The organism is Pseudoalteromonas sp. G4, assembly GCF_028875915.1.
Lineage (GTDB): Bacteria > Pseudomonadota > Gammaproteobacteria > Enterobacterales > Alteromonadaceae > Pseudoalteromonas.
This window is the reverse complement of sequence record NZ_JAPEHW010000040.1, coordinates 1-13,037: the sequence shown is the minus strand read 5'-3', so window position 1 is coordinate 13,037 and position 13,037 is coordinate 1. Positions and strand designations below refer to the sequence as shown.

At 40.4% G+C, this 13,037-nt stretch carries 17 protein-coding genes and 1 pseudogene; 7 read left to right on the top strand and 11 right to left on the bottom strand.

The annotated features are described in order from the left end of the window. Nucleotides 1-7 precede the first annotated feature (7 nt). From ON073_RS12495 to ON073_RS12485, 3 genes are all read right to left on the bottom strand, one after another. Nucleotides 8-448 carry a DUF6841 family protein gene (locus ON073_RS12495; protein ID WP_274762207.1) on the bottom strand — a complete coding sequence of 147 codons (441 nt, stop codon included), beginning with the start codon at nt 446-448 and terminating at the stop codon, nt 8-10. A gap of 76 nt (nt 449-524) precedes the next feature. Then, entirely contained in the window at nt 525-797 is a 273-nt protein-coding gene (locus tag ON073_RS12490; RefSeq protein ID WP_274762206.1) for a hypothetical protein, read from the bottom strand. 1 nt (nt 798) lies between these two features. Then, a complete protein-coding gene (locus ON073_RS12485) occupies nt 799-2,211 on the bottom strand; it encodes a DKNYY domain-containing protein (RefSeq protein WP_274762205.1) in 1,413 nt (470 codons plus the stop codon). A gap of 415 nt (nt 2,212-2,626) precedes the next feature. Here ON073_RS12485 and ON073_RS12480 point away from each other — a divergent pair, with 415 nt between their 5' ends. The 3 genes from ON073_RS12480 to ON073_RS12470 are packed head-to-tail and all read left to right on the top strand — an operon-like array spanning nt 2,627 to nt 4,891. Next, a complete protein-coding gene (locus tag ON073_RS12480; RefSeq protein ID WP_274762204.1) occupies nt 2,627-2,917 on the top strand; it encodes a hypothetical protein in 291 nt (96 codons plus the stop codon). A gap of 7 nt (nt 2,918-2,924) precedes the next feature. Beyond that, nucleotides 2,925-4,529, top strand: a complete 1,605-nt coding sequence (locus ON073_RS12475; protein WP_274762203.1) for a PepSY-associated TM helix domain-containing protein — start codon at nt 2,925-2,927, stop codon at nt 4,527-4,529. Further along, on the top strand, nt 4,526-4,891 hold the full coding sequence (locus ON073_RS12470; protein ID WP_274762202.1) for a DUF3325 family protein: 366 nt from the start codon (nt 4,526-4,528) through the stop codon (nt 4,889-4,891). The genes ON073_RS12475 and ON073_RS12470 overlap by 4 nt, the downstream gene beginning before the upstream one ends. A 40-nt stretch (nt 4,892-4,931) precedes the next feature. On the opposite strand, the gene upp is transcribed toward ON073_RS12470, so the two are convergent. The 4 genes and pseudogenes from upp to ON073_RS12450 all read right to left on the bottom strand — a co-directional run bounded on the left by upp (nt 4,932) and on the right by ON073_RS12450 (nt 7,288). Next, nucleotides 4,932-5,561 carry a uracil phosphoribosyltransferase gene (gene upp, locus ON073_RS12465; RefSeq protein WP_274762201.1) on the bottom strand — a complete coding sequence of 210 codons (630 nt, stop codon included), beginning with the start codon at nt 5,559-5,561 and terminating at the stop codon, nt 4,932-4,934. A 72-nt stretch (nt 5,562-5,633) separates the two neighbouring features. After that, nucleotides 5,634-6,497, bottom strand: coding sequence for an alpha/beta hydrolase (locus tag ON073_RS12460; RefSeq protein WP_274762200.1), 864 nt, complete (start codon nt 6,495-6,497; stop codon nt 5,634-5,636). 71 nt (nt 6,498-6,568) lie between these two features. Then, nucleotides 6,569-6,926, bottom strand: a pseudogene (locus ON073_RS12455) (hypothetical protein). After that, nucleotides 6,917-7,288, bottom strand: a complete 372-nt coding sequence (locus ON073_RS12450; protein ID WP_274762199.1) for a hypothetical protein — start codon at nt 7,286-7,288, stop codon at nt 6,917-6,919. Before ON073_RS12450 ends, ON073_RS12455 begins: the two are co-directional and overlap by 10 nt. 181 nt (nt 7,289-7,469) lie before the next feature. On the opposite strand from ON073_RS12450, the gene ON073_RS12445 reads away from it, so the two are divergent. Next, a complete protein-coding gene (locus tag ON073_RS12445) occupies nt 7,470-8,564 on the top strand; it encodes a c-type cytochrome (RefSeq protein WP_274762198.1) in 1,095 nt (364 codons plus the stop codon). An 81-nt stretch (nt 8,565-8,645) separates the two neighbouring features. On the opposite strand, the gene ON073_RS12440 is transcribed toward ON073_RS12445, so the two are convergent. Further along, nucleotides 8,646-9,011, bottom strand: a complete 366-nt coding sequence (locus ON073_RS12440; protein WP_274762197.1) for a DUF2750 domain-containing protein — start codon at nt 9,009-9,011, stop codon at nt 8,646-8,648. Nucleotides 9,012-9,204: 193 nt separating this feature from the next. Here ON073_RS12440 and ON073_RS12435 point away from each other — a divergent pair, with 193 nt between their 5' ends. Beyond that, nucleotides 9,205-9,897, top strand: a complete 693-nt coding sequence (locus tag ON073_RS12435; protein ID WP_274762196.1) for a tellurite resistance TerB family protein — start codon at nt 9,205-9,207, stop codon at nt 9,895-9,897. A gap of 60 nt (nt 9,898-9,957) precedes the next feature. On the opposite strand, the gene ON073_RS12430 is transcribed toward ON073_RS12435, so the two are convergent. Then, nucleotides 9,958-10,530, bottom strand: coding sequence for a lipid-binding SYLF domain-containing protein (locus tag ON073_RS12430; RefSeq protein ID WP_274762195.1), 573 nt, complete (start codon nt 10,528-10,530; stop codon nt 9,958-9,960). Between the two features lie 50 nt (nt 10,531-10,580). Continuing rightward, nucleotides 10,581-10,799 (bottom strand): hypothetical protein, encoded by a 219-nt coding sequence (locus tag ON073_RS12425; protein ID WP_274762194.1) that lies wholly within the window; start codon nt 10,797-10,799, stop codon nt 10,581-10,583. A gap of 128 nt (nt 10,800-10,927) precedes the next feature. Between ON073_RS12425 and chrA the strand changes: the two genes are divergently transcribed. Both chrA and ON073_RS12415 read left to right on the top strand, forming a co-directional pair. After that, a complete protein-coding gene (gene chrA, locus ON073_RS12420) occupies nt 10,928-12,070 on the top strand; it encodes a chromate efflux transporter (protein ID WP_274762193.1) in 1,143 nt (380 codons plus the stop codon). 73 nt (nt 12,071-12,143) lie between these two features. Next, entirely contained in the window at nt 12,144-12,479 is a 336-nt protein-coding gene (locus ON073_RS12415; protein WP_274762192.1) for a DUF5522 domain-containing protein, read from the top strand. Between the two features lie 39 nt (nt 12,480-12,518). On the opposite strand, the gene ON073_RS12410 is transcribed toward ON073_RS12415, so the two are convergent. Further along, a complete protein-coding gene (locus ON073_RS12410; protein WP_040136245.1) occupies nt 12,519-12,767 on the bottom strand; it encodes a DUF3297 family protein in 249 nt (82 codons plus the stop codon). Between the last annotated feature and the right edge of the window lie 270 nt (nt 12,768-13,037).

Here is a 13,037-nt window from a genome sequence, read left to right as displayed (position 1 = left end):
GAAGCCATTAGCACTTACCTTTTTCCTTCATTTTTGAAGGCTGCCAGCTGACTATTTTTAGTCCTTCTTCTGTATCTAAAACTCCGTATGTACTACACACCACATCCAAAGCGTTTCCACTTGCTCTTAGCCGTGTCAAAGTAAATGTTACTAAATGATAGTTATCAATTTCAGCTCTGATTTGAGCATCTTCTATACGCGAGCTAGCATAACCTGACTCTTTTAGCTCAGTCCGTATTCCCAAAATGAAGTCACTAGCTTCTTTTGCGGTTTCTGGCACATGAGTGTGAGGTCCAAAGATAAAAGTAGGCTTTTCCGTAAAATACGGTGTCAATTCAGATTGCAGACTAAAATCCTTTAGATAAGAGTCGATAAATTGAATGGGTCCGTTTTCACTTGCATGACATGACGTTACAAATAACAAAGAACTGACAATATATCTTTTCACTTACTCTCCTTAAATCACCTAATGTAGTCCCATAAAGGGCACGCTGTTTGCGGCCAAAACAAAATAAAGCAAGGTGTTAGCTATGCTCTTCATTGGTAACTGCGTTTTTATGATTGGGTTTATATAAATACCAAACAGCCATAATAGTACCAATAATAAAACTTAATGAATGCCCAGGCTTAGGGTAACCAGCCGTTTTAAAATCTAAATAAAGCGCAGGCAAAATAGCAAAAAATATAGCGCCTAAAAGTAGGTATTGCTGCCTACACTTAACTAAATAAAACATCAGTGCAAAGCCAGCAAAACCCAGTACTGCTTGCGATGCACCTACAAAATCAGCTCTTCGCAAGTTACTCTGCTTTTAATGCTACTTTAATGCCGTTTTTATAATAAAAGCGTTTATCTTCAGCATCGTATTTATCGTAGTTGCGGTGGCTACGGGTAAAAGTGGCGCTGTCGGCACCTTCAACTCGTTTACTGCCCCAAAATACCGAGTTTGCATCGCGAATTGCCAAGTCACGATTAATTACCACAACGCTATTTAAATCAACGCCATCAAGTTTTTGATCTTTAAAATAGATAAATTCACCGTCACTGGCGTAACTGGCAAAGCGCGTGAGTAATTCAAATTTAGCGGCCTTTGCACCAACCACTTCGCGCCCTTGGTAAAACACCTTTTCACCACTAATTAAGTATTCATCGTTACTGAGTATTTTGAGCGGCGCTTGTTTTTCGCCAAGTAATTTATCTTGAAAATAAATGTGCAGGTTATCGCGGCCATAATGGCCATGTTCTAGTAGCAATGAAAAGCTATGTGGGTCGGCTTTATCTAACATTTTATGTTGATAAAATACATGGTTTGCGTCTTTTGCAAACCCAAGATTATTAATGATTTGAAAGGTATTTACTTTTGCTGCCTCAACCGGATTTTTGTCATAAAACACGCGGTTATCTAGTGCAAAAAACGCCTCATTAAACTGTTTAAAACTGGTTATGTCTTGATATGGCAATGCCTGTAACCACACTTTTGTGTTGCTGCCACCAGTATTAGTCTTTGAATACTGTGCGTTATACCAAAATATATGGCTGTGGTTATAAATAAACTGCTCATTTAAAACACTTACATTCGCGCCTTCCACATTGGTTTTAATAAAATGATCGCCCTTTTTAATAAACACCCAAAACTGATCTTTTACTATGTCTTCTGATAATTGCTCAAACGATGAAAAATCAATATCTTGCTTTATAAAATAATAAAAATGATGATTTTCATCCTGTGACCAGGCATCGTTTATTACGGTAAAACTACGCGGATTTGCATCAGTAATAATGTGCAACGGCGATTTGCTGTTGGTGTCTAACACACTTTCTGAAACAAAACGCTTTGGCACATAAACATGGTTTTTGTCTCGCGTTAGCATTTCGTTTATTAAAGAAAAGCTTTGGTAATCAACAAACTCGGTGATAGGAGTTGCTTGGTAGTAGATATGGTTTTTGTCTTTGGCAAAATCACGAGACAAAACTTCAAATGTGGCCACATCGGCATGTTCAATTAAAGTGTTGCCTAGCTCAAACCAATTGCCCATGGGCGAAAAGCGAATTTGTTGTTTGTTATAAGAATAATAATAAGAGTCAGAAAGTGTTTGATCTACGGGCCCTGCAAACCAAAAAGAGGGATTAATAAGATAACTTAGCCAAGGCCTATCGTCTGCACGCATACTTGATGAGAATGCCAAAAGTGCCGCTAAAAAAACCGCACTCACCCAAAATTTTCCTTGGTAGACGAAATCCATTGCTTAGTAAGCCTATTATTATTTTTTGCATTTATGCTAAACCAAAAAAAGGAATTTTTCAGCGTTATTCACGTGAAAATTGCTCACTTTTTAACTAGCAGGAATTCAAGCGCCTAAACCACGCATTCGCCCTTAGCAAGATTACCCAGCTTTGCTAAGGATTGTTGTAGTTACCCCTTATGTTTGCCCCCTTTTGTTTAGTTCATTGCTAGGCATTAAAAACCAGTTACATAACTAAACTTCCGCAATTTAATAACCCTCATATTGTTAGAAGTTTTATTTGTGAGCTTCGTGCTAAATCAAATAGAAATTTATTAACCTGAAAGTTTATAACATTAACGATAACTGTTATCATTCGCTATTATAGTTATATTTTTGTATTTTTATGGATCACGTATTTTCTTCAATTCGTGCTAACAAAGACGTTATTTTCCGAGTATTTATTGCCGTAGCACTAGGCTATAGCATCACCATGTCACTTAGCATTTTATTATCCCTGTTATTACCGCTTAACCAAGTTGATGCCATTGCAGCTAGCTCCATGCTGAGCTTTGCAATTTTTACTGGCTTTGTGATGTTTGTTTTTTCAGCTAAATCAACAAAGCGCGTGTTTTTACACAGTTTAATCGTGCTAGTGCTTAGCGCCGCGTTTAATTTTTTGTTTGTAACGGTGTGAGGCAACAATGAAAAGTGGCTTTAGACAATCAATGGCGTGGCTGCATACCTGGACAGGTATTTTAGTAAGTTGGCTGCTCTACTTTATTTTTGTGACTGGTACCTTGGGCTATTTTGATAGTGAAATTGATGCATGGATGGCACCCGAATTACCCCAAAATACCGCATCGGTAAGTGCTTCGCTTAATACTGCAAATACCCATTTAAATACTTACGGCCGTGATGCAAAAGAGTGGCGAATTTACTTACCACTTGTCAGGTCCGAGCCTCATTTGTGGCTAAGGTATCAACAAAAAAATGCCGACGGAAAACTCAAAAACATCAGCAAAACTCTCAATGGCGAAAATGGCGAAGAACTTACCCATCGTAAAACAGGCGGCGGCCAAGCACTTTATCGCATGCATTACCGTTTGCACTATTTGCCAAAGCAATTCGCTTATTACTTGGTTGGTGTTTTTACGGTTTTTATGTTGCTAGGCCTTGTTACTGGCATTGTGGTGCATAAAAAAATCTTTAAAGAGTTTTTTACCTTTCGCCGCAACAAAGGCGCAAGCTCGTGGCTTGATGGCCATAACCTTATGAGTGTGGTGAGCCTGCCATTTCACCTGATGATCACTTATTCAGGCCTTATTATGTTTATGTTTACCTACGTGCCGTTTGTAATGAACGCCAGCTATGGTTTTGGTGAAGAAAACAAACAGCACTTTTTTGATGATTATTACCAGCGCGGCGCACCAAATAGTCCATCAGGAATAGCTGCAAACCAGCTACCGCTTAATACCTTGTATCAAAAGGCTGAAGCGGTTTTAGAAAATCATAACGATTCACGTCGCGCAATTGCCATTCGTGTGTTTCACCCGCACGATCTAAATAGTTTGGCGGTTTTTTCACTTGAGCAACAATCACCAAGTGATGATGGCGCTAAGCTTATTTTGCACGCAACCACAGGGGAGCTTTATTCTTATATCCCTGTGTATCAAGGCACTCGTCATGTGCATTCAATCTTTTTAGAGCTTCATGAAGGCATGTTTGCCACATTGCCTGTGCGCTGGCTTTACTTTTTTGCAGGCCTTACTGGCTGTGTCATGATTGCATCGGGTATGGTGCTTTGGACCACCAAGCGCCGTAAAAAAGCACTGGCAAACCCAGATGGATTACCCTTTAGTTTTAAACTTACCGAAGGGTTAAATATTGGCACTGTTGTAGGTTTGCCTGCTGCCATCGCCGTGTACTTTTTAGCAAACCGCCTTATTGCTGTTGATTTTGCGCACCGGGCAGAGTGGGAAATGCACAGCTTTTTTATCACCTGGTGTTGCTTTATTGGTTATGGCTGTTGGTATAGCGCACGCAAATTAGCGGCTGTTGCGTGGTATCGGTTATGGCTAAGTGCTGGCTTTTTGTTTGCACTAGTGCCGATTGTAAATGCCCTCACCACACACCGCGGTTTAATTAACAGCATTAAACATAACGATGTTGTATTTGCTGCGTTTGATTTTATCAATTTAGTGGCAGCCATAAGCTGTTTTGCAATTGCATTACTAGTTAAAAAACACCGTTTAAGTCCAATCGCCCACAAGCTACAACACACTCGCCAAAAAGAGGCCGCAGTATGACCTTTTTTATTTCACTATTATTGATTTACCAAGCCCTTTGCCTGTTTTTATTGGCTATGCCTAAATACACCAAAACCCTTGGCCGCGAATTTAAACCGCTGGATAAACAAATCACTTGTTATCGCACAGGCGCATGGCTGTTAATGCTAAGTGCGCTGTTTGTTTTAAGTTTACATTTGGGGTTTGCAAATGCGCTTGTGGTGATGTTTGGCGCCACTGCCCTACTTGCCACGGTGCTTTCAGTGGCCTTTGAAAAAGCACCATTTTTATCACTGTTCCCGGTAATTCCAAACAAAAAACCAATTAATTTAATGATTACTAGCGTGTTGTTACTTGAATTAACACTTTGGTTTTTAATATAAAAAATGCGATACGCTAGGCTTTTAGCGTATCGCACTTAATTTATTTTTTGGTGCCAAAAATCTTATCACCAGCATCGCCAAGGCCAGGTAAAATGTAGCCTTGTTCATTGAGTTTCTCGTCAATACTTGCAGCGTAAAGGGAAATATCTGGGTGGGCATGCGCGAGCGCTTGAATACCTTCTGGCGCGGCAACAAGCACCATGGCTTTAATTTCAGTCACCCCGTGTTTTTTAAGTAAATCGATGGTCGCAATCATTGAGCCGCCTGTTGCCAGCATTGGGTCAACTACCAGTGCAACGCGTTTGTCCAAATCTGATGTTAGTTTTTCAAAATACGGAACGGGCTCTAAGGTTTCTTCATCGCGATAAAGCCCCACAACTGAGATTCTGGCACACGGGATCACCGTTAAAACCCCTTCATTTAAGCCAAGGCCAGCTCTTAAAATAGGCACTAAGGTTAATTTTTTGCCCGCAAGTTGCTCGGTGGTAATATCGCCCTGCCAGGTTGTGGTGGTGGTATTTTCAAGCGGTAAATCTCGCGTTGCTTCAAACGTTAATAAACTGCCAATTTCTGATACCAATTCACGAAACGCTTTAACGCTAATATCGTGCTGGCGCAAAAGCCCCATTTTATGACTAATTAGAGGGTGCTTTACCTCAACTACCTTCATGCTGTGCTCCAAACTAAATGATCTTTATTATTAGTTTAACAAGCACTTGTGAATCGACGAACTTTTTTAGCCTTAATCGAGTAAAATCGCCTCGGCATTTTGAGCAAGCAACCTGTTTGTGCGGTTTTGCTTTATGTAACTTAGCAAACGCTTTTGATGATGTGGAAACTCATCGGTAAAAGTACGCGCATGGCGGCACCCTTCAAACTGCCAAAACTGACTGTTCGTGCCTGCAAATTGATATAACGCTTCGCCGCGCGAAATAGGGATTAACTTATCATCTAGGCAATGGGCGATTATCATATCCACTTGTTTAATGGCTTTAATGTTGTATGCAGGTGCGCGCTCGTCACTAACAAGGCTTGGGATCTTTTCACTAAACCATTTGGCAATGGGTACATTTGCAACTACATCTTTTGCTAAGTTTTGATAACTTTCAAAGCTTGAATCAATCACCATTAGATCAAACTGAGATTCAAGCTGACTTTTTTCAAGTCCATCAAGTGCAATGGCACCGCCCATGGAAGTCGCCACAATTACTTTGTGCTCGTATGCTAAATCAGCACTAATTTCAAAAATGGTTTGGGCATCTAGGGCTAAATGTTCTCGGGTGGGTTTTCCGGTTGATAAACCATAGCCAGAATAATCAACCAGCATTACGTCGTAACCTTCATCAACTAACCACACTACTTTTTCAACGGTTTGCGATAAGTTGCCACGATTACCATGAAAATGAATTACCAAGCCAACAGGTTCGTCACTTAAGTGGTGCTGTAAATGCAGGGTGTTTCCTGAGCGAGAACGAATAAAACTGTCTTTTACTGGGTGCTTAAAATCGCTTTTGCTAAAGCCAATTTCATCATTAGGACTATAAAGAAAATAATTAGTACTGCATCCTTGCAAGCATAAAAGCGCAATGAGTATTAACCACTTCATAAACACCTCAAAAGTTGTGCTTGGAATAAAGGTTAATACGTTGGTATTTTAGCGACAGTTCACAAAAATATTTAGGGTGTATTTTTATTGCTGCGTGGTGCGCCCATTAAAATGCCTAAATGACAAACACATACCGATAAAAACGCGCTTAACCCTAATGCACCGCCATAGCCATTAATAAAAGGCACTAAATTTTCAAACAGCACGGCAAATACCAATGCAGCAATAATTTGGGTATATAAACCAAAGCGTTTGGGCGCGCTCATACCAACAAAAGTGCTGCCAAAGAACACTAAGCTGTATAACTCAACATTTAAATTTGCAGCGTAAAACACAAAGTAAGCAATAATCGAAAGAACGGTTGCGTTTTGCCAGTAAAAACGTGAATATCGCCCCAATCAGGGAAATGGCAATTAAATCTAAACCCATAACATCCCTTTCAATAACACAAATAACGCGCTACAGGTAAATGCAATGCCGCCTAAACGCCCACCAAATCCTTCAAATAAATTAATACTTTTAATGTATAAAAGCGTGCCTATCGCCGCGATAAAAATAAATTCCCAAAGTGCGCTCACCGTTGCAACTGAACACATACCAGCAAAACACCCTGTATAAATTGCCGCATACGGGTGATGTTTATGTTGTTTATTAAAAGGAATAAAACTGCCAATTAATGCGGGCATTGTGGCCGCAAGCACAATAGGTATATTAAAAAATGCATGCAGTGAATAACAGCTAAGGCTGCCAAATAGAAAGAGACCGTAAATTAAAGGGATAAATGCGTTCATAGCGTGGCAGTTTAATTAAACTGCGCCGTGATGAATAGTATTAGTTGCCCTATTCGCCTTAAAACGAACTAGCACCTGCTTAGTTTTTCGCTCAATTGTAAGCAAATTTGTTTTTCGCTAGAAAAACGCATAAGAGCTGTTTAAGCTGGCATTGGGGCTAAATTTTAAGGAACGCAGACTAATGCGCATGCATGCTATAGCAATGATCTGCATTGCATTTTCATCATTTTTAACACACACCGCATTTGCCTTTGATCGCGAATTGCGCTCACCACCGCGCAAGCTCACAGCTGAACAAGCTAAGGTGGCTGCTAATAATTATCAAAAATACTGTGCGCTTTGCCATGGTGAAAACCGCGAGGGGCATAAAAATGATCATGCGCCCTCACTTCGCAGTAAAAGTTTGATGGAATCGGGCATTGCTCATCAAATTTTAAGGCCGATGCAATATGGCCGTGTTGGCACAGCCATGGGCGGCTACCTTGATGAAGTTGGCGGGCCAATGACGCTAGATGAAACCTGGGATTTAACCTATTGGCTATTTGAGCAAGCGGGTTACGACAGGTTAAAGTTTTCAACCAACCCAGTAAATGGTGACATAAAACGCGGCGAAACCGTTTACCAACAAGAATGCGCAAGCTGCCACGGTACTAAAGGCGAAGGAGTTACAGGCCCTGCCATAATGAACCCTTCAGCGCTTGCCCATAATACCGATGAATTTATACGCCATGCCATAGAAAATGGTAGGCAAAACACGCCGATGGTGGCGTTTAAAGACAAGCTTTCAAGTGACGACATTGATAATATTACGGCGTTTCTTCGCAGTAAATCGCTTGGTTGGACCGATGAAACACCAGTATTAAAAGCTCTGCCCACACCTGAAAACTACATTATCAATAAACACGGTGACGACCCTAATTTTGATTTAAAAGATGGCATGTATGTGCTTTCGAAAGATTTAAATGACGCGCTTAATGCGAAAAAGCGCATGGTGTTATTAGATACACGGGTCACATCGGTTTGGCAAACAGCGCATATTGAGGGGGCGATTCCATTTCCTTACTATGCAGATTTAGATGAAACCGTTGCTGGCATTCCAAAAGATGTGCAAATTGTGGCGTATTGCTCTTGCCCGCGAGCTGCAGCTGATCACACCATTAACCGCTTGCGAAAACGAGGTTACACCCGAACCGCTGTATTATGGGAAGGTATTTTTGGTTGGATGAATCAGGGCTACCCTGTAAGGCGCGGTGATATTGAAGGGGTAAGTGACTAACGTTTGCTTATGTTTAATTAAGCAGCCCTAAGACTTAAAAGGCACGTCGGCAGAGTTGCCGACGTGTGGTTTAATCTTAAATTAAACCGGTAAAATGCTTGCTAATGCCTGACTAAAATCAGTCACTTCAAGCTCAATAATATCGCCTTCTTCAGCCCAGTTTACGCCAATAACAATATCGTCTTCTTTAAGATCTTCTAACCAGTAGTCGAGCCAATCATTAATTGAAATTTCGCTTGGTTCAAACTCTTGCCATTCTTGCACACAATGCACCTGAGCCAATTCTTTTGTTGACCAAACAGGCATTACTTCTGCATTTTCAAAGTTTGGAGAATCTAAAACTACCCAATCTTCACTGGCTTTGTCTTGCAATGCCCATACTGACTGAGCTGTTTTACTTTGAGTTAAAAATTCCGCGAGAATTTCACGTTGATTCGTTTCACTCATATTTATCTCCACTATCTATAATGACTTTTGCGAGAGTATACCCTTTATATGACAAAATTATCGCATTGTTATAGTGTAAACGTGTTTTTTCTCTCTTTTAAGCTCACCTTTGAATCACTTTGTAACAGATTTTTTATTTCCTTTAGCCAACGTATTTTTTAACCTAGTCACATTATCAATTTAGGGAAGAGCTATGAAAGATCTACAAAAATTAGTTGGCAGCCTAAATAAATCAGGTGCATTAAGTGGCTTTTTAGGTGGCGTGGCAGGCGGTGGATTAACCAGCTTGCTTGGTGGTAAAAAGTCGAAAAAGATGGGATCAAAAGCGGTTAAATACGGAGCCCTTGCCGCCGTTGGCGGACTGGCTTGGAAAGCCTATCAACAATACAGTGAAAAAAGCAGTAACGCACAACAAGCGGCTGATAAAAAAGCCTTTGATGAAGCTATGCAGCAGCGCAAAGGGGCGAATCGCTATCAATTTGAACCTGCAACGATGCAACAGCAAACGTTTGAGCACGTAGTAGAAGATGAAACAGGTTGTGGCCAATTACTGCTTATGCGCGCGATGATTGCGGCGGCATATGCCGATGGCCATATTGATGAAAGCGAAAGGCAAAAGATTTTTTCGCAAGTTGAGCAAATGACATTATCGATGAGCGAAAAAGCCATGTTATTTGATGAACTAAGAAAGCCGATGAGCTTATCTGAGCTTGTGGCATCAGTACCTAATGCGCAAACCGGTATTGAAGTGTATGCTGCAAGTGCCAGTGCTATAGATTTAAACCAACAAATTTCGCAACAATACTTACAAACGCTGGCAAATCAGTTGTGTTTACCACGGGAATTAGTCAATAACATTCATCAGCAAATCGCACGCAGTGAATAGTTATTAAATAAAAAACCAGAGTTAATCTCTGGTTTTTTATTCATCTAAAAGATGGGGTTTTTACTTTTTCAGCGGCTTATAGTCATATTTTTGCCCTGCAATGGCCGCTTCATACATCAAGCCACCTTTGGCGAGCGTCATTACTGCCATGCCTTTACGATAAATCGCCTTATTTTGTTTGGTAGAATCTGCATCCGTACCAACACTTGAACTTACGCCTGTAGAGCCTGCTTGCGCTTGTGCCGCAGCCGTAATTGCAACTGCCGATGCGCCTGCGCCAAATTCGAAATTGCCTGAGGTAAATTCATCAAACGCACGTTTATCTTTAAAAAAGATGATTTGGCTATAGGCTTGTCCACCTGCTTGAAAACCAAGAGATAATTGGCTCATACTTGTTCTGCCAACCGCTTTGCCTTGCTTGTAGACTTTGCCTTTACCATAAGCTGCCCCAACACCTAAACCACCTTTACCTATGGTTGGAAATACCGCGTAACCGTAGGCATTATTAAAAAAGGGTTTTGCAGCTGCCGATTGGCGAAAGTTATTAATTGTGCTTTGATAGTCGTCGGCTTTTGCCACTGCGCTTACGCTTATTAAACACAGTGACATTAAAACGGTTAAAATCTTACCCATGTTTTGTCTCCTTTTCGTAACACTCGAACACGCTTACCTAAAGGTAAAAGTTAATTAATCACTTTTTCGATTTTGCCATTGTGATAGGCATATTTTACCGAAGCTTTTTTATTGCTGATTAAACGAGTAAACAATACGCTCAGTGAAATAAACAGTACCACGGTTAACCATACAAACAGTACAACCGGCAATAGTATTACGGCTAAAACGAGCGATAAGATGACTGTTAGGGCTAAAAATAGCTTAGTTTGAAACATTGTTTTGTTCATAGCGGTTTCCTTGTGTAGTAATGACAATCTTTAACCACGCTAACTTAATCTAGGCTTAATATTTATTTGTTTAATTTCACTGTTTTTTTTATGCTTTGCGCATTATTAATTACGTCACCTTATTGGTTATGTTTAGTATTTTTAAAACCTTCTTTTTGCTTGGCTGGGTCAGCTTTGGTGGACCTGCAGCCCATATTGGCTATTTTAGAAAAACCTTTGTTGAAAAGTACAAATGGTTAAGTGATGACGAATATGGCCAATTAATTGCCCTTAGCCAGTTTTTACCAGGCCCGGGGTCGAGCCAGGTTGGATTTGCTTTAGGCTATAAACGCGGTGGTTTAGCAGGCGCTATCGCCGCATTTGTTGGCTTTACACTGCCTTCGGTCGTTATTATGGTTTTACTGGCAACTGTGGCAAGTTCACTTACCGACAATTCTATTTTTAATAGTATTGTGCATGGTTTAAAGCTATTAGCGGTATTAGTGGTTGCCGATGCGGCTTGGGGCATGTTTAATAGTTTTTGTAAAAGTAAACTCACAGCATTTTTGTCTTTTGTTACCGCTTTAGTACTTTTGTTAGTGCCGAGTATCACATCGCAGTTTATTGTTTTATTAATTGCGGCATTTATCGGTGCCGTTGCCCTTAAAAGTGACAAGACCGCTCCTACCAATACATTTAAACCCAATATTGTGCCATTACTTGGCTTTTTGATTTTGCTACTTGGTTTACCGTTTGTGAGTTACCTTACCCCTGAAGTTGCCCTGTTTAATGATTTTTATCAGGCTGGCAGTTTAGTGTTTGGTGGCGGCCATGTGGTATTGCCGTTATTGCAAAATATTGTGGGTGATAAGCTATCGCAAGATGCATTTATCACCGGCTATGCGGCAGCACAAGCGGTACCTGGCCCGATGTTTACCTTTGCAACTTATATTGGGTATCAGCTATTTGAAAACGCGCCAATAACCGGTGCATTAATCGCCACACTTGCCGTGTTTTTGCCGGGGTTTTTATTGTTGCTTGCGGTGTTAAAAGACTGGCAAATTCTTGCAGCAAAGCCACGTGTTGCAGGCGCGCTTAGCGGGGTAAATGCTGCGGTGGTGGGTTTACTTATTGCTGCACTTTATCAACCTATTTTTATCAGTGCTGTAACTGCGCCAAAAGATATTGCCATGTTGCTTGTTGGGGTATTTTTACTTAAGCAACTTAAGTTACCTATTATTTGGTTAGTTGTGTGCTTTATGCTCGGTGGTGCACTACTGCCCTATATTTAAAGGTACTAACCGCTGCTCTTGATTGCGCTCGCATAAAATTTAACTTATGCTGGCGCTTTTTTGGTTAATCCATATGATTTGTTCTCAATGCCAAGCCGAATTTTCGTGTACCAGTAAGGAAGGCAGTTGTTGGTGCTTTTCTCTGCCTGCAATTTTACCTGTTAAAGAGACAGAGGGCTGTCTTTGCAAAAACTGTTTAATTGACAAAATTAACGCTGAACTTGAAGCATTGTATAAAACAAAATCAAACCAAGAACTTGTGCAGTTAGCCGCTAAATATCAAAACCAATTTCCTGTTGCAAAGCTTGATTATTACTTAAATGAAGAAGGTTTTAGGGTAATGACAAAGTGGGCACATTTAAAGCGAGGGTATTGCTGCGGGAATGGTTGTAAACATTGCGCTTACTAAAATGAGTAGTGCACCAAACATTATGGTGCACTGGCAAAATTAACGGTAAAACGCTTCAACCGTGCCTTTTGATTTAATTAACATTGGTTGACCAAAACGATCTAACGCTTTTGGTGCCGCTGTTTTAATCCAGCCTTCGCTAATGCAGTATTCTTCAACGTCTGAACGCTCTTTGCCGTTAAAGCGAATACCAATATCGAGCTTTAAAATTTCTTCCGAGTAGAACTTGCTGCGCGGGTTGATTGATAGGCGATCTGGTAATGTTGGTAATTCAGTTTTATCGTTCATATTTCTTTCTTAGTTAATCTCATTTAGATGATTGCGACATTGTAGGTAATTGGTGCAAAGCGCTCAATAGCAAAGCGCAATTTAATCGCTATCACGTTAAGTTTCGTATAACAAAGAAATAAACCTTTACACAAAACAACTTGTTAGCAACTAATGATTACTTCTATAGTTATACCAATTCACTTAAGTAGCTGATCATCCTAGCGGACTAAATAACATGCTAACTGCGTTAGAATTTATCAATGTAGAACAACTACATAAGAAAAATTC